Genomic DNA, 19315 nt, shown 5'->3' on the forward strand with positions numbered 1-19315 from the left:
ATGAAAACAATTCGAACAGAAGAGGCAGTTGGCCTTCCATTGAGTCATGATATTACGCGAATTGACTATGGGAAAACCAAGGAAGTGTGTTTTAAAAAAGGACATATAGTTGTTCAAGAAGATATTCCAATTCTTTTATCATTAGGGAAAAAACATCTGTTTGTTGCCTTGGATCCAGCAGAAATACATGAAGAAGAGGCAGCGACATTTTTGTATAACCTGTTAACAGATGACTCATGTCAGCCGAGTGAAGTCCATGAAGGAAAAATTGTTGCTAAAGCTAGCACGAGAGGCCTTTTAAAAGTCAATCGAGAAAAATTAATTGCTTTAAATGAAATTGAAGGTCTTGCCTTGTCAACTAAAATTACCAATATAGAAGTTCAGAAAGATGAAAAAGTTGCAGCCTTTCGAGTGATTCCACTAACAATTTCTAGAGGGCAATTAGAAAAGGCACGCCAGCTCAGCACGTCTGAGCCACTAATCTCTGTGAAACCTTTCAAAAAAATAAGGGTCGGGATTGTAACTACTGGCAGTGAAGTTTACACAGGATTGGTTGAGGATGCTTTTTACCCTGTGTTAAAAGCCAAGTTCTCCGCGTATCCTTTAGTTACGATTGTCAATCAAGAAATTGTCGATGATCAGCCGCAAAAAATTACTGTTGCGATCAAAAAGATGTTAGCACAAGGTCTTGATCTGATTGTTTGTACAGGTGGTATGAGTGTAGATCCTGATGATTTGACACCGTTAGCAATTAAGCAGACAGGTGCTGAAATCGTCACCCATGGGACACCAGTCTTACCAGGCTCAATGTTTTTGCTAGCTTATAAAGGAGAGCAAACGATCATTGGCTTACCAGGTGGTGTTTTATTTTCAGAAAAAACGGTTTTTGATTTGTTGTTACCAAGATTAATGGCCAAAGAAGTGATTAAAAAATCTGAAATTATTGACTTGAGTTATGGCGGGTATTTATAAAAGAAAAGAGGCGTTCAAATGTCTAAACAAAAAAAGGCTGTGTTCTTGCTTAGTTTATTCAGTTTAGTTGCCCTAATTGCTGCATGTACAAATCAGCCGCAAAAAGAAATAGTTTCAACAAAAAAAGAAGAAATAACCCTTGCGGCAGCAGCTAGCTTAGAATCAGTCATGGAGAAGAAAATTATTCCAGCCTTTGAAAAAGAGCATCCAGATATTCAGGTAACTGGAACCTATGATAGTTCTGGAAAATTACAGATGCAAATTGAAAAAGGCCTAAAAGCCGATGTATTTTTCTCGGCTTCGACAAAACAAATGAATGCATTGGTTGCAGAAAAACTAATTAATAAGAAAAGTGTCGTTCCTTTATTGGAAAACCAGCTCGTTCTTATCGTGCCTAACCAAGATCAAGCAAAGTGGCATGATTTTTCTGATTTAAAAAAGGCCCAAATGATAGCAATTGGTGATCCTGCGAGTGTTCCAGCTGGTCAATATGCCGAAGAAGGCTTAAAAGCTTTAGACGCTTGGTCTTATGTAGAAAAACACGCAAGCTTTGGCACGAATGTAACAGAAGTCCTTGAATGGGTGGCTAATGCAAGTGCAGAAGCTGGCTTAGTTTATGCGACAGATGCAGCAACCAATTCAAAAGTAGCGATTGTTGCGACCATGCCTGAAGCTGCTTTGAAGAAGCCAATCATCTATCCAGTTGGTAAAGTTGCCGCCTCTAAGAAACAAAAATCAGCGGATGCTTTTTTAAATTTTTTACAGAGTCAACAATGCAGAAAATATTTTGAAAATATTGGCTTTAAGTTAACAAAGTAGGTGGGAAAATGGATGTTCGACCAATTCTTTTATCTTTTCAGACAGCAATAATCGCCATTTTATTTACTTTTGTTTTAGGAACAGGCGTTGCGTATATTGTTTTTCGTTTGAAAAATCGTAAATTAAAAATTCTTTTGAATAGTTTATTTACGTTGCCATTAGTTTTACCGCCGACGGTTTTTGGTTTTTTTCTCTTAACTATTTTTGGTGTTCAGCAACCAGTGGGCCAGTTTTTACTTGATTTTTTTGCCATTCAAGTTGTTTTTTCATGGCCAGCTACGGTTATTGCTGCCGTTGCTGTTTCATTTCCTTTAATGTATCGTTCAGCCTTAACGGCGTTTGAACAAATGGATAGTGAATTGTTGGCTGTGGCCCAGACACTCGGATTTTCGGAAAGTCGATATTTTAGAAAAATTGCGTTACCTTTGTCGATGAACGGTCTCTTGGCCGGTGGCGTGTTAGCCTTTGCCCGCGGGTTAGGCGAATTTGGAGCGACGACAATGTTAGCAGGGAATATTGCTGGCAAAACAAGAACGCTTCCTTTAGCTATCTACTCTGCTGTAGCAAGTGGGGATTGGCGCTTAGCCAATCAATATGTTGTGATTATGTTATTACTTTGCCTGATTATTTTATTTTTTACGGAATTTTTTAGTCAGCGCGCTTGGAGAAGATCGGAATGAGATTAATTGTTGATATTCAAAAAGAATTGAAAAGTCATACTTTGCAAATTCAGTTTGAAACAAAGACTCAAACAACAGGAATTTTAGGAGCTTCTGGTTGTGGCAAGAGTATGTTATTAAAATGTATTGCAGGTGTTGAGACTGCGGATAAAGGTCAGATTGTTTTAAATGATCAAGTCTTATTCGATGCTGAACAAAAGATCAATTTGTCGCCGCAACAACGAAAAATTGGTCTTTTGTTTCAACAGTATGCGTTGTTCCCTCATTTATCGGTAGTAGAAAATCTGACGTGCGTGACAAAAGATTTACAATTGGTCACTCAATTGCTTGCGTCTTTTCACTTAACTAAAGTCCAACAACAATATCCTAGTCAACTTTCTGGAGGACAAAGACAGCGAGTGGCTTTTGCACGAATGCTAGCGGCTCAGCCGGCTTACCTATTATTAGATGAGCCATTTTCCGCATTAGATGCACCCTTAAAGGAAGAGCTGCAAATTGAACTTCAACAGCGATTAAGTAATTTAAATCAACATGCCTTAATTGTGAGTCATAGTTTAGATGAACTGTATAAGTTATGTCAGAGTTTAGTGATAATCACAAAAAACCAAACACTTTTTGATGCAACAAATCAATTATTTAACCAACCTCAAACGATTGAAGCAGCTAAACTCACTGGTTGTAAAAATATTTGGCCTGTCAAACGCATAGATGCGCACAGAGTCCAAGTGATTGGCTGGCAACAAACACTAATGGTTACACAAGAAGTTCCTATTTCTTGTCATTCTATAGGTATTCGGGCCCATGATTTCACAACAGAACCGCAGGCAACCAATCAAATCGAAGTGCATCACTTACAAACATTGTCAGCACCTTTTGAACAAAGTGCTTGGTTTCAACACCAACAAACCAAAATTTGGTGGAAAGGCAGCAATAGACTCAATCCGAAAGTTATTACTCAGTTATCCATTCCACCTACAGCAATTATGCCATTATGTCTATAAAATAGAAAAAGATTACGTGAAGCGGTTGACATATGATTGCATCTTCATTTATAATAGATTCATGAAAGGTTATTCATGTAAACGGAATAATCGCTATTATATAGGGAGTGAAGGTGTTTAAATGCAAAAGAGTTATAAACTAGAAGGACTTGATTGTGCAAGTTGCGCAGACAAAATTGAAAAATCTGTCCAAAAAATTCACGGAGTAGAAAAAGCGCGTGTGGACTTCATGGCTGAAAAGATGACACTGGAAGTTGAATCAGGACATGATTTAGAAGTCGAAAATGAAGCGCGTGCAGTGATTGGTAAGTTAGAACCAGATGTCAAAGTTATTTCTTTAAAAGATGTCAAAGAAGAAGAGGGACGTAATCCAAATAAGAATCGCTTAATTCGTATCATTATTGCATTTGTTTTATTTTTAGCACTTATTATCATTAAGCCAAGTAATAATTGGGTTGCTTTGGCGTCTTATTTAGTCGTTTATGTCTTAATTGGTGGCGACATTGTCAAACGAGCGGTAACGAATATTTTTCGTGGGGAAGTGTTTGATGAAAATTTCTTAATGTCTGTGGCAACGATTGGGGCATTCTTTATTGGGGAATATCCCGAAGCTGTGGCAGTAATGTTGTTCTACCAGGTCGGCGAATGGTTCCAAAGTGCTGCGGTTGATCAATCCAGAAAATCAATTGCCAAATTAATGGATATTCGTCCGGATTCAGCAAATCTTTTAGTAAATGGACAAATAAAAGCGGTCGCTCCAGATACAATTGAAATTGGGCAACAAATATTAGTGAAACCAGGTGAAAAAGTTCCATTAGATGGTCAAATTATTGATGGATCAAGTATGGTAGATACCTCTGCGTTAACTGGTGAATCCGTTCCAAGAACGGTCAAAGTCGGCGATGAAATCTTAGGTGGTTTTATCAATAAAAATGGGGCCTTGACCATTAATGTTACGAAAAAATTTGGGGATTCAACAGTTAGCAAAATTTTAGATTTAGTTGAAAATGCTAGCAGTAAAAAAGCCCCTGCAGAAAACTTTATTTCTAAATTTGCTCGTTACTATACACCAGTTGTCGTTGTTTTAGCTGTCTTATTGGCAGTGATTCCACCATTTATTTTCCCTGATACTTCTATTAATGAATGGGTTTATCGGGCATTAACGTTCTTGGTTATTTCTTGTCCATGTGCCTTAGTCATTTCTGTTCCTTTAAGTTTCTTCGGTGGAATTGGCGGAGCCAGCAAACTAGGTGTTTTAATTAAAGGAAGCAACTATTTAGAAATTTTAGCGAATACGGAAACGATTGTTTTTGATAAAACTGGTACGCTAACAAAAGGAAATTTTGTGGTTCAAAACATAACTAGTGTTGTTTTACCTGAAGAAGAGTTGTTACGTTTAACAGCAACAGCAGAACAATTATCCACTCATCCTATTGCTATTTCTATTAAAGAAAGCTATGGCAAAGAAACTGTTCCAGCAACAGCAATTGAAGAGGTTGCCGGACACGGTATCAAAGCCACAATTGAAGGTAAAACAGTTTTAGTCGGTAATGCGAAGTTAATGAAACAATTTGGTATCGAAGCACCAGAAGTGAAGGAAGCGGGAACTTTAATTTTTGTCGCTATTGATAATCAATTTGCAGGCTACTTAGTGATTGCGGATCAATTGAAACCAGACGCCATTTCAGCAATAAAAGAATTAAAAGCTGAAGGGGTCAAACAAACTGTTATGCTGACTGGAGACAATCAACAAGTTGCAGAAGCTATTGCAAAAGAAGTTGGTGTTGACAAAGTTTATGCAGAACTTTTACCAGATGGCAAAGTGGATCGTTTAGAAGAGTTGTTAAAAGCATCTTCACCTAAAAACAAAGTTGCCTTTGTTGGTGACGGCATGAATGATGCACCTGTTTTAGCCCGGGCTGATGTTGGGATTGCCATGGGTGGTTTAGGAAGTGACGCGGCAATTGAAGCAGCTGATGTGGTGATTATGAATGATGAACCAAGTCGTATCGCCTCTGCAATTAAATTATCAAGAAAAACATTGAGAATTGTTAAACAAAACATTATCTTTGCGATTGCTGTTAAAATCATTGTCTTGGTACTAGGTGCATTAGGCTTGGCTTCAATGCAAGCAGCAGTCTTTGCTGATGTTGGTGTAACTATTATCGCTGTTTTAAATGCTATGCGTTGTTTACGTGTAGAAAAGATGCAAGATAATAACTAAGCCTTAAAAAGTACAGCTGAAACAAACATTTTTAGCTGATTATCAGGTTTTGAGCGTGGGACAAAAATCACTTTGACTTTTTGTTCCACGCTTTTTCTCCTACACAATTTCTATTCGTTCTTAAATTGCCAGAGTTCTTGTAAAGAAATCTTTAAATTTTTCGCTTTGTGGCATATAATAAGAGAGAATTTGTACGAAAATTGCGCTTCGCTTTTTTTTCATGGTACAATAAGCAAGAATGGATTGATTTACAGGAGGGAACCTCAACATGGCATCAAATGAAAAAACACGATATAAAGCAATCATTGCAGACCATACGTATACAATTATTGGCCAAGAGTCAAAACAACATATGGATTTAGTCACAAAAATTGTCAACGAACAACTGGCGGAAATTAAACATCTTTCTCCGCAAACTGATACGGAACAAGCTTCTGTTTTATTAGCAATTAATGCAATTTCAGATCAACTAAAAAAACAAGAATATGCTTTAAAATTGGAAAAACAAGTAGCAGACTTAAAACAGAAAACCATTCGTTTGGCTGAATTAGAGAATCGTGTGCGCCGAATGGAAATTATCGAAGAAGAAGCACGAGATGTTTTGAAAAAGAATGGACAAGAAGATGTAGAAATTCATAATCATGTGGAAGCCCAACAAATTTTGAATGAAAATCGAAAACAGCAGATTCAAAATAAAGGTGTTTCGGAGTAGTTCCTGAAAGGATGACAAGATGTTAACAATACTTATTTTATTACTTTTAGCCTTTGGATTTTATACAGGAGCTAAACGAGGCTTGATTTTACAAGTGCTCTATTCGGTGGGTTACTTAATTTCATATTTTGTTGCTCGAACCTATTACAAAGAGGTCGCTTCTCATTTAGAATTGTATATTCCATATCCATCGGTTACGCCAACGTCAAAGCTTGTCTTTTTTAATCAAGAGATTTCTTTAGACTTGGACAAAGCCTTTTATTCAGCGGTTGCGTTTCTATTATTGCTGTTTGCAGGCTGGTTAGTCGTTCGTTTTTTAGCTATCTTTTTACATGGATTAACATTTATTCCAGTTTTGAAACAGGTAAATGGACTATTAGGTGGCGTATTAAGTGTTCTTGTATTATACGTGGGTCTTTTTCTAGTGTTAGCTACGGCGTCAATGATTCCGTCAGATATTGTCCAAAATCAGTTTCGGTCAAGTGGCTTGGCACGAGGCATTGTAAAAAATACCCCAATTCTAACAAAACAAGCATATGAATTATGGGTTGAACCAATTACGAAATAAAGCTGAATGGGACTGAGATAGAGATAAGAAGTAAGTGAGCAAAGCGAAACTTCTTATGTTATGTCTCAGTCTTTTCAACAAATGAAAAAGTTAGAAAAGTAGGTGGAAAAATGAATCAGCGTATTCTATCAACATTAGGGTTTGATAAAGTAAAACAACAGTTGTTGCAATTTATTGTGACAGCTCAGGGGACAAACGAAGTTTCGGAATTATTACCGATTGCTGATGAAAATAAAATTCAAGCATGGCTAAATGAAACACAGGATGGTTTAAAAGTTCAACGATTACGTGGTGGAATCCCCATTCCCAAATTAGAAAATATCCAACCACACATGAAACGGATTGAAATTGGTGCGGATTTAAATGGTGTAGAATTAGCACAAGTAGGTCGTGTCTTATCGACTACTTCAGAACTGACTCGTTTTTTTGATGAGTTAAGTGAAAATGAAGTGGATTTTGAACGTTTATATATGTGGCGAGAGCAACTAGAAGTTTTGCCTGAATTAAATCGCCAACTCAAGCATGCCATTGATGATGATGGCTACGTCACAGATGAAGCTTCGCCAGCCTTAAAGGCAATTCGGCAAAATATTCGTCGTAGTGAGCAGACCATTCGAGAAGAACTAGATAGTATTATTCGTGGGAAAAACGCACGTTACCTAAGTGATGCCCTTGTTACTATGCGAAATGAACGCTACGTGATTCCAGTCAAACAAGAATATAAAAATATTTTTGGTGGCGTGGTTCACGACCAAAGTGCTTCAGGTCAAACCTTATTTATTGAACCTAAACAAATTTTAGAAATGAATAATCGCTTGCGACAACAACAAATTGCCGAAAGAAATGAGATTACTCGCATCTTGGCAGAACTGTCGGCCGAGTTGGTCCCTTATCGCCGTGAAATTACGCATAATGCTTATGTCATCGGTAAACTTGATTTTATTAATGCTAAGGCGCGACTTGGAAAAGAACTAAAAGCAGTTGTTCCAGAAATTAGTCAAGCAAATCATGTAGTTTTTAAACAAGCCCGGCACCCACTATTGGATCCAGAAAAAGCTGTAGCCAATGACATTGTGATTGGAGAAGAATATCAAGCAATTGTGATTACAGGGCCTAATACCGGCGGGAAAACCATTACTCTGAAAACGTTAGGTCTTTTACAATTAATGGGTCAAGCTGGATTACCTATTCCAGTTGAAGAAGAGAGTAAAATGGGGATTTTTACAGAAGTATTTGCGGATATCGGGGATGAACAATCGATTGAACAAAGTTTAAGTACTTTCTCTTCACATATGACGAATATCGTGTCTGTCTTAAAGAAAGTCGATCATCAAAGTTTAGTACTATTTGATGAATTAGGTGCTGGGACAGATCCGCAAGAAGGAGCCGCTTTAGCGATTGCCATTTTAGATTCATTGGGTGCTAAAGGAGCCTATGTGATGGCAACAACCCATTATCCTGAATTAAAAGTGTATGGCTATAATCGAGCTGGAACAATCAATGCCAGTATGGAATTTGATGTAGATACTTTGAGTCCAACCTATCGTTTATTAATTGGCGTGCCTGGCCGAAGTAATGCTTTTGAAATTTCGAAACGTCTTGGATTAGACAACAGTATTATTGAAGCTGCAAAACAAATAATGGACGGTGAAAGTCAAGATTTAAACGAAATGATTGAAGATTTGGAAAACCGTCGCAAAATGGCCGAAACTGAATATTTAGAAGCTCGCCACTATGTCGATGAATCGGCCGCTTTGCATAAAGAACTGAAAGAAGCCTATCAAGTATTTTTTGAAGAACGAGAAAAAGAATTACAAAAAGCGCGGAAAGAAGCGAATAAAATTATTGCAGAAGCGGAAGAAAACGCAGAAACCATTATTTCTGATATTCGCAAAATGCAATTGGAAAGTGGCCAACAAGGTGGTGTCAAAGAACATCAGTTAATTGATGCGAAAACACAACTTTCTCAATTACACCACGAAGAAACCAAGCTTGCTAAAAACAAAGTGCTGAAGAAGGCGAAAGAGCAGAAAAAATTAAAAGCTGGCGATGAAGTAATTGTCAATACCTACGGCCAACGAGGGACCTTATTAAAAGACAACGGCAAAGGACAATGGCAAGTCCAATTAGGCATTTTAAAAATGAACGTATCTGAAGAGGATATGACGCCTGTCGCTCCACAAAAAGAAGCAAAACCAAGAGTTACAACGGTTCGTTCTGCAGAAAGCAGTCATGTTAGCACACAACTAGACTTACGTGGCAAACGCTACGAAGAAGCATTGGCAGAAGTTGACCAATACATTGATGCTGCGATTCTAGCGGGCTATCCACAAGTAACCATTGTTCACGGCAAAGGAACAGGTGCATTAAGAACCGGAATAACGGAATTTTTAAAAAACCACCGTAGTGTGAAAAGCTATGAATTTGCGCCACAAAACCAAGGTGGTAATGGTGCGACTGTCGTGAAATTCCAATAAATAAAGACTTACAATAAGTAAGCAGAACACTCGCTATCTTAGAGATGACGTGTTATACTAAGCATGTAATAAGAGTAAAGAGTAGGAGGTTTGTGAAATGACACAAGCAATTACCGATAAAGATTTTGCAACAGAAACAGATGAAGGATTAGTCTTAATCGACTTTTGGGCAACTTGGTGTGGCCCTTGTCGTATGCAAGCACCCATCTTAGAACAATTATCTGAAGAATATGATGAAGACGAAGTGAAAATCGTCAAAATGGATGTGGATGAAAATCCTGCAACACCAGCAAGTTTTGGAATCATGAGCATCCCAACATTGCTATTGAAAAAAGATGGCGAAGTTGTTGAAAAAGCAGTCGGTGTTCATACAAAAGACCAATTGCAAGCAATGATTGCCAAACACTTATAAACGTTGATTAGTCATTACGAATAGTCTGATTCAGTCTGAAGAGAAATCATTAGCGATTGTCTTTTCGGGCTGTTTCTTTCGTACATAAAGTAGCGGCTTTTTTTGTTTAATTACAAAAAGAGGTGTATAATAGATGAAGCATTTTGTTAGAAAGGAAGTATCGTATGAACGAACGAATAAAAAATAAATTAGCACTGCTTCCTGATCAACCTGGTTGTTATTTAATGAAAGATAAAAACGGCACGATTATCTATGTTGGGAAAGCCAAAATTTTGAAAAACCGTGTCCGGTCTTATTTTCGTGGTAGCCATGATACTAAGACAGAACGATTAGTCAGTGAAATCGATGATTTTGAATATATTGTGACAGAATCGAATATTGAAGCACTTTTATTAGAAATTAATTTAATCCATAAAAATAATCCCAAATATAACATCATGTTAAAAGACGATAAAACCTATCCTTTTATTAAAATCACAAACGAAAAATATCCTCGTTTAATGATTACTCGAAAGGTTTTAAAAGACAAAGCGTTATATTTTGGACCATATCCAGATGTAAATGCAGCGAATGAAACAAAGAAACTGTTAGATCGGCTTTTTCCTTTGCGAAAATGTAATCCGTCGCAAAAAACACCTTGTTTGTATTATCATTTAGGACAATGTCTGTGTCCCTATGCTTTTGATGTGGATCCGCAAGTCTACAAAGATATGGTGGAAGAGATTAAAGGGTTTCTCTCTGGTGGACATACAGAAATTCAAGACCGCTTACAAGAAAAAATGGCTTATGCAGCTGCGCATATGGAATTTGAAAAAGCTGCAGAATTTCGCGATCAAATTAAAGCGATTGAAACAGTTATGACCCGCCAAAAAATGACGAATGTAGATTTAATTGATCGTGATGTGTTTGGTTATGCTGTTGATAAAGGCTGGATGTGTGTCCAAGTATTCTTTGTCAGACAAGGAAAATTAATCGAACGTGATGTATCGATTTTTCCATTTTATGATGATGCCAGTGAAGCATTTTTAACTTTTATTGGACAATTTTATCAAGAGAATGAGCATTTTGTGCCAAAAGAAGTCTTGATTCCTGATGACATTGATAAAGAAAGCGTTGAAGCTTTATTAGCTACGAAAATCTTGCAGCCGCAACGGGGAGAAAAGAAAAAACTGGTTAAATTAGCCAGTAAAAATGCTGCAGTTGCTCTAAATGAAAAATTCGATTTGATTGTACGGAAACAAGAACGAACAATTGGCGCAGTTGAAAAATTAGGCAATGCGATGAACATACCTGCGCCCATTCGAATTGAAGCATTTGATAATTCAAATATTATGGGAACAAACCCTGTTTCTGCGATGGTTGTGTTTATTGACGGACGGCCAGCTAAAAATGAGTATCGAAAATATAAAATAAAAACCGTCCAAGGTCCTGATGATTACGCTTCTATGAGAGAAGTCATTTATCGCAGATATTCACGAGTTTTAAAAGAAGGCTTGCCTTTTCCTGATTTAATTTTAATCGATGGTGGTAAAGGTCAAGTCGATGTTGCTAAAGATGTGTTAGCCAATCAACTAGGAGTCGATATTCCTGTAGCTGGATTAGCCAAGAACGACAAGCACAAAACGAGTGAACTTTTATTTGGTCCAAACTTAGAAGTTGTACCATTGGAAAGAAACTCACAAGAATTTTTCTTGTTGCAACGAATCCAAGATGAAGTCCATCGTTTCGCCATCACATTCCATCGTCAATTACGTAGTAAAAATAGTTTTGCTTCCAAATTAGATAACATTGAAGGTTTGGGACCAAAACGCAAAAAAAATCTTTTAAAAGAATTTAAATCGCTTAAAAATATTACGGCAGCCAGTGTTGAAGAATTAAGAAAAGCTGGGTTACCTGAAACTGTCGCAAAGAATGTGTATCGTCATTTGCACCAAGAAACAACCTCTGAGATAGAAAAATAAATGAAAATGAACCAGACAAATTAGGTGCTTTTCCTAATTTGTCTGTTTTTTTTATTCAATTTTTTCATGAAAAGTTGAACTCTCAAGAAAATATGATAACGATTTCTTTCGTGATATACTAATACTAACTTAAAAGAGAGGACGTCTGATCATGAAAATACTAACACCCGTTTATCAAATAAAATTTAAAAAAGTACCAAATCAATTACTGATTGATGAGCGTTTAATGAATGAATTGGGGACGTGGCTGAATCGTACAGGTCGAATTTGGGTCTGTCAATCATCAAAATCGGCAAAGGAATTTAAAAATAAATTTTATGAAAGCACAGGCTTGTCCGCCAATGAAGTGTATATTTCTGCCGAGACGGATGGTCTTTTTCGCTTAGCAGAAAATAAAGCGTCTGATTAAAGTGCAACATCTTTCCATAACAATTGTCATTGACAAGCCAACACAGGAAAGATACGATATGAGTAACTAAACAGCGGTTTAGAAAAAGTGAAGGGGGCGTTTATGTGTTAGAGGTAAAAGAGTTAGTCAAAACCTTTGGGGATTTTAAAGCAGTTGATCATGTATCCTTTACGATACCGGACGGGAAAATTTTAGGATTAATTGGCCAAAATGGTGCCGGGAAAACAACTACATTTCGCTTGATTTTAAATTTTTTAACACAAGATAGCGGGTCGGTTTTATGGAATGGTCAACCATTAAATGAAAAAGAGTACAATATTATTGGTTATTTACCAGAAGAACGGGGTTTATATCCTAAAATTACGATTGAAGACCAACTAATTTATTTCGCTTCATTGCGGGGGAAAACTAAAAAAGAAATTGAACCTAAAATTGACTTTTGGATGGAAAAATTTCAAGTTAAAGGCAAAAAAACAGATAAAGTTAAATCTTTATCAAAAGGAAATCAACAAAAAGTTCAATTGATTGCGACACTTATTCATGAACCGAAGTTAATTATTTTAGATGAACCATTCAGCGGCTTGGATCCAGTTAATGCAGAATTATTAAAAGACGGCATTATTGAATTGAAAAATCAAGGTTCTTGTGTCATTTTTTCCAGTCATAATATGGACAATGTGGAGAAAATCTGTGACCATTTAGTCATGTTAAAAAATGGACGCATGGTTTTAGATGGTCAGGTTCATGAAATTCGACAACAATTTGGTCGAACAAAATTATTCTTAGAATCACCGTTATCTGTTGAGGAAGTTGCTGCTACAGTAGGTGTGAAAGAAGCACACTTGCGACAAGATGGCGTCTTAGAAGCGACATTAGAAAACGCTGAAGTAGGCAAAGTGTTGTTTGATAAAGCGACAGCCAACGGCTACATTCCAATGTTTAATCAACAACCACCAACATTGGAAGAAATTTTCAAAATGAAAGTAGGTGGGCAAGATGAGTAAATTTTGGATTATTGCGACTGATGTCTATAAGAAAAATGTGAAGTCGCTGTCTTTCTTAATCATGATTTTAGCGCCATTTCTTCTTGTAGGAATTGTTTACTTAGCGGGCTCTCTAGCTAGCGGTTTTTCAGGAGATACTACCATTGGTCTGGTTTCGGAAAACCAAGCGTTGGTTAAAGAGTTGACAAAGAATAAAACAGAGGACTTTTCTTTCAAAGCTGTTTCTTCTGAGAAAAAGGCCCAAGAACAATTAAAAGACGAGAAAATTGATGCCTATTTACTTTTGGACACTACAGATAATCAGATTTCTGGTCAGCTTTACTCTGAACGCTCTTTAGGAAATGCAACCGAGATGCTAATTCCTCAAATGTTAAACCAATTACAAACAATGGCGAATGCCAATCGTTTAAACCTAACAGCTGAGCAAGTTGCCATGTTGAATCAACAAGCAACATTTAAAAAAGCCAAAATTAGTTTTGATGAAAATGGCAAAATAAAAACAGGAGAAGATAACACAGGGATTCAAATGGCGTTAGCAATGGGGATAACAATTTTGTTATTTGTCTTCATCAGCAGTTATTCTTCAATTATTGCCCAAGAGATTGCTTCTGAAAAAGGCACTAGAATCATGGAAGTTATTCTCTCTAGTACAAAAGCGCAAACCCATTTTTATGGCAAATTAACTGGGGTTATTCTAGTAGCTTTAACACAAATTTTCATTTACGGAGTGGCGTTTGTTCTCGGCTATTCTCAATTGAAAAATCTTGATTTTATGAAAAGTCTATTAAGTGGTATTTCACCACAAAGTATTTTTTCATCAACCTTTATTTTTACATTAGGCTTTTTCATTATTGGTATTCTCGTTTTTGCTGTTTTGGCAGCACTTTGTGGTTCTCTTGTTTCCAAACCAGAGGATACAGCAAAAGCAGTTCAGCCCATCATGTATATTGGTTTAATCGGTTATATGATTGGCATTACGTTTGGGACGAATGATCCACAAAATATCGTGGTGAAAGTGACTTCCTTTATTCCGCTGATTTCGTCATACATTATGCCAGTACGCTTGGCGACCGAAACGGCATCAACAATGGAAGCAATTGTCTCATTAGTGATTTTGGCAGTTTTTGGAATTATTTTAACAATCTTCTCTGCTCGTTTATACAAATCAAACGTTCTTGTATACAGCGAAGGCGGCATGATTCAATCCTTAAAACAGTCAATTTCTATTTTAAAAAATGAACAAAAGCATAAATAATTTTTGTTTAACTCTAAAAGGACCCGGTAAATCAGTCAAAGTGACTGATCTGCCGGGTCTTTTTTAGGCACCGTTCGTCGTTCAACTAGACGAACGGTTAATTTTTTTTCAGGAATCTTCGTCTGATTTAATTGGTTGTATAGGTAAATAAATGAGTTTTCGGCTTGATACTGAATGGCATAATCAACAGTCGTAATATGCATCAACTCACTGACATAACTATTATCAAAGCCAATGACAGCGACATCGCGAGGAACGGCATAATTTAGATTTTCAAGTTCTGAAATAAACTCAGCTGCTACGTGATCATTATAAAAGGCCAAAGCTTCCGGCTTGTCGGTTAATTGTTGCCAGTAATGGGCAATTTTACGACCAGAATGGTTAGTATACTGATCATTAATCAGCCATTCAGCTTGCCAAGGTGCCTGAGTGTTTTCATAAAAATCTTTCATTGCACGTTTTCGTGCGTGCGTGTTTAAATTTTCGGGATTACCGAGGACATGACCAATTTTTTGGTATCCTTGTTGTTGTAAATATTCTAAGGAACGATAATAACCAGAGTAATGATCAATGTAGGAAGAATATATATTGGGTGAATCGATACGATGCCAGGTTGCTAAAGGGCCATACGCGCTGTAAGGCTCAATCACCGACCATTCATTTGTTCGTGTCAATAAAAACAAGCCATCTAATTGTTTGTATTTTAATTGGTTCAAGGCATCAATTTCTTTCTGCTGATCGCCATCTGTAAAAAATAAGGTTACGGAATAATTGTATTTTTTGGCAATTGAAATAAAGCGATTCAAGAAAATACCTAAGGAACCTAAATAGCTAGGGGCTAAAAAGCCAATGGTTTTTGTGGCACCTGCTCGTAAATTCCGCGCCACATAATTCGGGGTATAATTTAATTCTTTCATTGCTTTGAGAATTTTTTCTTGACTATCGGCACTCACATATCCTTTTCCAGAAATTAAGCGAGAAACAGTCGATTTCGAGACACCGGCAACTTTTGCTACATCAATGATAGACGTCATTTTTTACCTCCAAAGTGGAATGTATTCTTATAAGAAGTATAGCATACATTTTTTTGAAAATAGTGCTTGACATGGGAACATTCCCATAATTTATCCTAAATATGTAAACGATAACAATTTAATCAAGGAGGAAGAAGACGGATGACAAGAGGAGCATTAAAAATTGCAACAATTGGTGGCGGTTCTAGTTATACACCTGAATTAATTGAAGGATACATTAAAAGAAAAGATGAACTGCCAATTAAGGAAATTTGGTTAGTCGATATTGAAGCTGGTAAAGAAAAATTGGAAATCGTTGGTGCAATGGCGAAGCGCATGATTAAAGCTGCTGGTTTAGATTGGGAAGTTCATTTAACATTGGACCGTGAAGCAGCCTTAAAAGGGGCGGATTTTGTTTCAACACAGTTTCGTGTAGGATTATTAGATGCTCGCATTAAAGATGAACGGATTCCTTTGTCCCATGGGGTATTAGGCCAAGAAACAAATGGCGCTGGAGGAATGTTTAAAGCATTTCGAACAATTCCTGTCATTTTAGCTATTATTGACGATATGAAACGTCTTTGCCCAGATGCTTGGTTAGTGAATTTTACCAATCCAGCTGGAATGGTTACGGAAGCCGCAATTAAACATGGCGGTTGGAAAAAAACAGTTGGCTTATGTAATGTGCCGATTGGTCATAGAAAACAAGCGGCCGAAATGCTGGGAATTCCAGAAGAAGACTTATTCTTTAAATTTGCTGGAATTAATCATTTCCATTGGCACCGCGTTTGGGACAAAGAAGGACAAGAGCGAACACAAGAACTCATTGATTTAATTTACGGGCCTAAGCAAGAGCAAGAAAGTCATTTGAAAAATATTTTTGATGCGCCGTTCCATTATGAACAGTTGAAAGATTTAGGAATGTTACCATGTGGTTATCATCGCTATTATTATATTGAAGATGAGATGTTGAAGCATTCCATCGAAGAGTATGAACGGGGCGAAACAAGAGCACAAGTGGTTAAAGAAACGGAAAGTCGTCTGTTTGAACTATACAAAGATCCCAAACTAGATTACAAACCAAAAGAATTAGAAGAACGGGGCGGCACACACTATAGCGATGCAGCTTGTGAAATGATTGCATCAATTTATAATGATAAACGAACGGATATGGTTGTTTCTACTGAAAACAATGGGACAATTACTGATTTACCGTATGATTGTGTTGTAGAAGTGTCTGGTCCTGTGACAGCACATGGCCATGAACCTTACAACTGGGGAGCCTTTCCGCCAGCAGCACGAGGAATTATTCAAAATATGAAAGCTATGGAAGAAACGGTTATTCGAGCAGCCATAAATGGTGATTACGGCGCAGCATTGCATGCTTTCACTATTAATCCATTAGTTCCTGGCGGCGTCATGGCGAAGACCTTGTTGGACGAATTATTAATTGCCCACAAAGCGCATTTACCGAATTTTGCAGATGCGATTAATAAAATTGAAGAAACACAACCAGAAACAGTCACATATGTGGCCGAATTAATGAAAAGTAATTAAAAAATATCGCACGCTAAAGATTCGTTTAGTGTGCGATACTTTTTTTAGAATAGGAAGCAAAGGATTCCGTTTTTTTCTTGACAGTAAAATGATAGGTTTGTTGGCGGAACAGCCACTGAATACCAGAGTAAATTAAAATTTCAGCAATAATAAATGTCGAAAGTTTCTGTGCGGAAAGGAATAATAGCGTTAAAATTAAAAATAAGACGACACAGGTATAAAAAACGTGTTGCAATTTTTTAGAATTGATAATCGTGATTTCTTTGGTATCTTCAGTAACTTCAATGCGCCGATAAAACTGGAACCAGCCTTCATAGAACGTTAAAACATCCCCAGGATCAGCCTCAATTTCAATAGGTACATTAGTAAAAAGTTTCCCTTGATGCACACCATTTTTATAAAATGTAAAATAGCGTAACGCGCCCCAAGCTGATGTTTTTCGTGTCAATGTAATCTTCATGGTTTTCACCTCCGTCTTTATTTTGCCATAGTTTCGGTAAAATTGTATCCTACTAAAGTCCGATTCTCTGATTTTAGGGTCAGAATTGACAAAAGAAAGCAGAGGTGTTAGTGTGGGAGTAATTAAACGAGGAGGTATAATTGTATGTTGGCATCTATCAGAATTTGGATTGACTTTTTGACAAAATAAATTGAATAAATCTTATCAAAAAGTCTGAAATTAAAATTCATGGGTGGCGTGTGTACTTTTATACGAAACTACAAGGATAGCGATTAGGCTGTCCTTTTTTGCGTACCCAAGATTCTTTCGTTTCAGAAATGAAAGAAGAGGGCAAAATGAAAAAATTAAGTATTCATCTGAAAGAAGTAAGTATTCACTTTTCGGGAAAACCAATTCTAGAAATTGATGAATTATTTGTATATGAAAATGAAAAAATTGGGATTATTGGTAAAAATGGCGCAGGAAAATCAACACTGCTCAATTTAATTATGGGTAAGATTCAATCAGACAAAGGAAAAGTTCAAAGATTGAACGATTTTCATTACTTGGCACAAGTAGCTGAAGAAATAACGAATGAACCAGAGAAAACTGACAAAAACTGTTTGCTAAATCAGAAAAATCAAAAACTAAGTGGTGGCGAAAAAGTCCAAAAACGCTTAGCAACATTATTTTCAGAGTATCCAACCGGGGTTATTTTAGATGAACCAACCACACATTTAGATAAAGAACATCGTCAGTTGTTAGTGGCGGATTTAACGTATTATTATGGGACCGTTTTGTTTGTTAGTCATGATCGCTTTTTCTTGAATCAATTAGCAGAGAAAATTTGGGAAGTTTCGGATGGACATGTCAAAGAATATTTAGGAAACTACGATGCGTATTGTCGTCAAAAAGAATTGGAACAGCAAACACAATATAATGTCTATCATCAATATCAAAAGGAAAAGAAAAAATTACAGGAATCTTACGCAAAGAAACAAGCACAAGCGCAAAAATCTAGTCATGTTTCAAAAAAACAAAAACAAAAGCAAATTAAACCTAGTCGTTTAGCTGGTTCTAAACAAAAAGATACCGTACAAAAAGCACTCCAAAAACAAGCGAAAGCGATTAATGCCAGAATTGACAGATTACCCGATGTTGCGCAAGCAAAACAAGAGCGAAAAATTATTTTTCCTACTAATAATCAGTTCTCTTTATACAATCCATATCCAATTAGAATTGAAAATTTAACTTTCGCTTATGAGAATCGAACAATTCTTAACCAAGTGAACGTTCAAATTCCTTTAAACGAAAAAATAGCACTTTGTGGAAAAAATGGTGCTGGGAAGAGTACCTTCCTTCAACAAATTGAAGCTCGTCACCCGGCCATTTACTTTTCTCCCAAAGTCCGGTTAGGAACGTATCATCAATTAGATTATCGATTAAAAAATGATGAACCACTGTTGACTTATTTATTGAAGCGGACAAATTATTCTGAAAAGATTGTGCGTTCACTTTTATATCGGCTAGGTTTTCAACAAGAAAATTTACAGACAAAGATATCTTCTCTAAGTGGTGGCGAAGCCATAAAAATTACTTTGGCGCAACTGTTTATAGAACCAAATAATATTATCTTATTGGATGAACCCACCAATTTTCTTGATTTAGAGACAATCCAAGCACTTGAAGAATTTATAAGTGCCTATCAAGGAACAGTAATTTTCACCTCGCATGATGAAACGTTTGTGGAAAAAGTAGCCACCCGCACTATTTATTTAGAAAACGGGGAATTTATTGATAAATAAAAAAAGT

At 36.7% G+C, this 19315-nt stretch carries 17 protein-coding genes; 15 read left to right on the plus strand and 2 right to left on the minus strand.

What is annotated here, in order from left to right; all coding sequences use genetic code 11:
* The 13 genes from IGL07_RS06590 (at window position 1) to IGL07_RS06650 (ending at window position 14494) form a co-directional block, all read left to right on the plus strand.
* Window positions 1-972, plus strand: a complete 972-nt coding sequence (locus tag IGL07_RS06590) for a molybdopterin-binding protein (RefSeq protein ID WP_010817256.1) — start codon at window positions 1-3, stop codon at window positions 970-972.
* An 18-nt stretch (window positions 973-990) separates the two neighbouring features.
* The gene (gene modA / locus IGL07_RS06595; protein WP_010712412.1) at window positions 991-1791 is read left to right on the plus strand and encodes a molybdate ABC transporter substrate-binding protein; all 801 of its coding nucleotides are present in this window, start codon (window positions 991-993) and stop codon (window positions 1789-1791) included.
* An 8-nt stretch (window positions 1792-1799) separates the two neighbouring features.
* Window positions 1800-2471: a molybdate ABC transporter permease subunit gene (gene modB / locus IGL07_RS06600; protein ID WP_002357709.1), complete on the plus strand. Its 672-nt coding sequence runs from the start codon at window positions 1800-1802 to the stop codon at window positions 2469-2471.
* Window positions 2468-3472, plus strand: coding sequence for an ATP-binding cassette domain-containing protein (locus tag IGL07_RS06605; RefSeq protein ID WP_010712413.1), 1005 nt, complete (start codon window positions 2468-2470; stop codon window positions 3470-3472). Before modB ends, IGL07_RS06605 begins: the two co-directional genes overlap by 4 nt.
* Before the next feature lie 121 nt (window positions 3473-3593).
* On the plus strand, window positions 3594-5696 hold the full coding sequence (locus IGL07_RS06610) for a heavy metal translocating P-type ATPase (RefSeq protein WP_010712414.1): 2103 nt from the start codon (window positions 3594-3596) through the stop codon (window positions 5694-5696).
* A gap of 268 nt (window positions 5697-5964) precedes the next feature.
* Window positions 5965-6408 (plus strand): cell division protein ZapA, encoded by a 444-nt coding sequence (gene zapA, locus IGL07_RS06615; RefSeq protein WP_002357706.1) that lies wholly within the window; start codon window positions 5965-5967, stop codon window positions 6406-6408.
* Window positions 6409-6427: 19 nt separating this feature from the next.
* Window positions 6428-6976 (plus strand): CvpA family protein, encoded by a 549-nt coding sequence (locus IGL07_RS06620; RefSeq protein ID WP_002357705.1) that lies wholly within the window; start codon window positions 6428-6430, stop codon window positions 6974-6976.
* Between the two features lie 110 nt (window positions 6977-7086).
* Window positions 7087-9453: an endonuclease MutS2 gene (locus IGL07_RS06625; RefSeq protein WP_002377617.1), complete on the plus strand. Its 2367-nt coding sequence runs from the start codon at window positions 7087-7089 to the stop codon at window positions 9451-9453.
* 97 nt (window positions 9454-9550) lie between these two features.
* Window positions 9551-9865 carry a thioredoxin gene (trxA, locus tag IGL07_RS06630; protein WP_002357703.1) on the plus strand — a complete coding sequence of 105 codons (315 nt, stop codon included), beginning with the start codon at window positions 9551-9553 and terminating at the stop codon, window positions 9863-9865.
* A gap of 164 nt (window positions 9866-10029) precedes the next feature.
* The gene (uvrC, locus tag IGL07_RS06635; RefSeq protein WP_002366633.1) at window positions 10030-11826 is read left to right on the plus strand and encodes an excinuclease ABC subunit UvrC; all 1797 of its coding nucleotides are present in this window, start codon (window positions 10030-10032) and stop codon (window positions 11824-11826) included.
* Between the two features lie 151 nt (window positions 11827-11977).
* Window positions 11978-12235, plus strand: a complete 258-nt coding sequence (locus tag IGL07_RS06640; RefSeq protein ID WP_010712417.1) for a DUF3884 family protein — start codon at window positions 11978-11980, stop codon at window positions 12233-12235.
* 104 nt (window positions 12236-12339) lie between these two features.
* Complete coding sequence (locus tag IGL07_RS06645; RefSeq protein ID WP_010712418.1) at window positions 12340-13239, plus strand: ABC transporter ATP-binding protein; 900 nt, start codon at window positions 12340-12342, stop codon at window positions 13237-13239.
* A complete protein-coding gene (locus IGL07_RS06650; protein WP_002357698.1) occupies window positions 13232-14494 on the plus strand; it encodes an ABC transporter permease in 1263 nt (420 codons plus the stop codon). Before IGL07_RS06645 ends, IGL07_RS06650 begins: the two co-directional genes overlap by 8 nt.
* Window positions 14495-14529: 35 nt before the next feature.
* Here the strand turns inward: IGL07_RS06650 and IGL07_RS06655 are convergent, their stop codons facing one another.
* The gene (locus tag IGL07_RS06655; protein ID WP_002357697.1) at window positions 14530-15528 is read right to left on the minus strand and encodes a LacI family DNA-binding transcriptional regulator; all 999 of its coding nucleotides are present in this window, start codon (window positions 15526-15528) and stop codon (window positions 14530-14532) included.
* Between the two features lie 141 nt (window positions 15529-15669).
* Here IGL07_RS06655 and IGL07_RS06660 point away from each other — a divergent pair, with 141 nt between their 5' ends.
* Window positions 15670-17064: a 6-phospho-beta-glucosidase gene (locus IGL07_RS06660; protein WP_010712419.1), complete on the plus strand. Its 1395-nt coding sequence runs from the start codon at window positions 15670-15672 to the stop codon at window positions 17062-17064.
* Window positions 17065-17089: 25 nt separating this feature from the next.
* On the opposite strand, the gene IGL07_RS06665 is transcribed toward IGL07_RS06660, so the two are convergent.
* Window positions 17090-17596 (minus strand): hypothetical protein, encoded by a 507-nt coding sequence (locus IGL07_RS06665; RefSeq protein ID WP_002357693.1) that lies wholly within the window; start codon window positions 17594-17596, stop codon window positions 17090-17092.
* Window positions 17597-17841: 245 nt separating this feature from the next.
* Here IGL07_RS06665 and abc-f point away from each other — a divergent pair, with 245 nt between their 5' ends.
* On the plus strand, window positions 17842-19308 hold the full coding sequence (gene abc-f, locus IGL07_RS06670) for a ribosomal protection-like ABC-F family protein (protein WP_025189522.1): 1467 nt from the start codon (window positions 17842-17844) through the stop codon (window positions 19306-19308).
* Window positions 19309-19315: the final 7 nt, after the last annotated feature.

Origin of the sequence: Enterococcus sp. DIV1368f, from assembly GCF_051712245.1 — a bacterium.
Classification (GTDB): domain Bacteria; phylum Bacillota; class Bacilli; order Lactobacillales; family Enterococcaceae; genus Enterococcus; species Enterococcus faecalis.

Bases quoted from the DNA above. Each gene is read 5' to 3' on its own strand.
- IGL07_RS06610 (WP_010712414.1), top strand. From the start codon at position 3,594: ATGCAAAAGAGTTATAAACTAGAAGGACTTGATTGTGCAAGTTGCGCA.
- abc-f (WP_025189522.1), top strand. From the start codon at position 17,842: ATGAAAGAAGAGGGCAAAATGAAAAAATTAAGTATTCATCTGAAAGAA.
- modA (WP_010712412.1), top strand. From the start codon at position 991: ATGTCTAAACAAAAAAAGGCTGTGTTCTTGCTTAGTTTATTCAGTTTA.
- IGL07_RS06655 (WP_002357697.1), bottom strand. From the start codon at position 15,528: ATGACGTCTATCATTGATGTAGCAAAAGTTGCCGGTGTCTCGAAATCG.
- zapA (WP_002357706.1), top strand. From the start codon at position 5,965: ATGGCATCAAATGAAAAAACACGATATAAAGCAATCATTGCAGACCAT.
- trxA (WP_002357703.1), top strand. From the start codon at position 9,551: ATGACACAAGCAATTACCGATAAAGATTTTGCAACAGAAACAGATGAA.
- IGL07_RS06620 (WP_002357705.1), top strand. From the start codon at position 6,428: ATGTTAACAATACTTATTTTATTACTTTTAGCCTTTGGATTTTATACA.
- IGL07_RS06660 (WP_010712419.1), top strand. From the start codon at position 15,670: ATGACAAGAGGAGCATTAAAAATTGCAACAATTGGTGGCGGTTCTAGT.
- IGL07_RS06640 (WP_010712417.1), top strand. From the start codon at position 11,978: ATGAAAATACTAACACCCGTTTATCAAATAAAATTTAAAAAAGTACCA.
- IGL07_RS06625 (WP_002377617.1), top strand. From the start codon at position 7,087: ATGAATCAGCGTATTCTATCAACATTAGGGTTTGATAAAGTAAAACAA.
- IGL07_RS06650 (WP_002357698.1), top strand. From the start codon at position 13,232: ATGAGTAAATTTTGGATTATTGCGACTGATGTCTATAAGAAAAATGTG.
- IGL07_RS06605 (WP_010712413.1), top strand. From the start codon at position 2,468: ATGAGATTAATTGTTGATATTCAAAAAGAATTGAAAAGTCATACTTTG.
- IGL07_RS06590 (WP_010817256.1), top strand. From the start codon at position 1: ATGAAAACAATTCGAACAGAAGAGGCAGTTGGCCTTCCATTGAGTCAT.
- modB (WP_002357709.1), top strand. From the start codon at position 1,800: ATGGATGTTCGACCAATTCTTTTATCTTTTCAGACAGCAATAATCGCC.
- uvrC (WP_002366633.1), top strand. From the start codon at position 10,030: ATGAACGAACGAATAAAAAATAAATTAGCACTGCTTCCTGATCAACCT.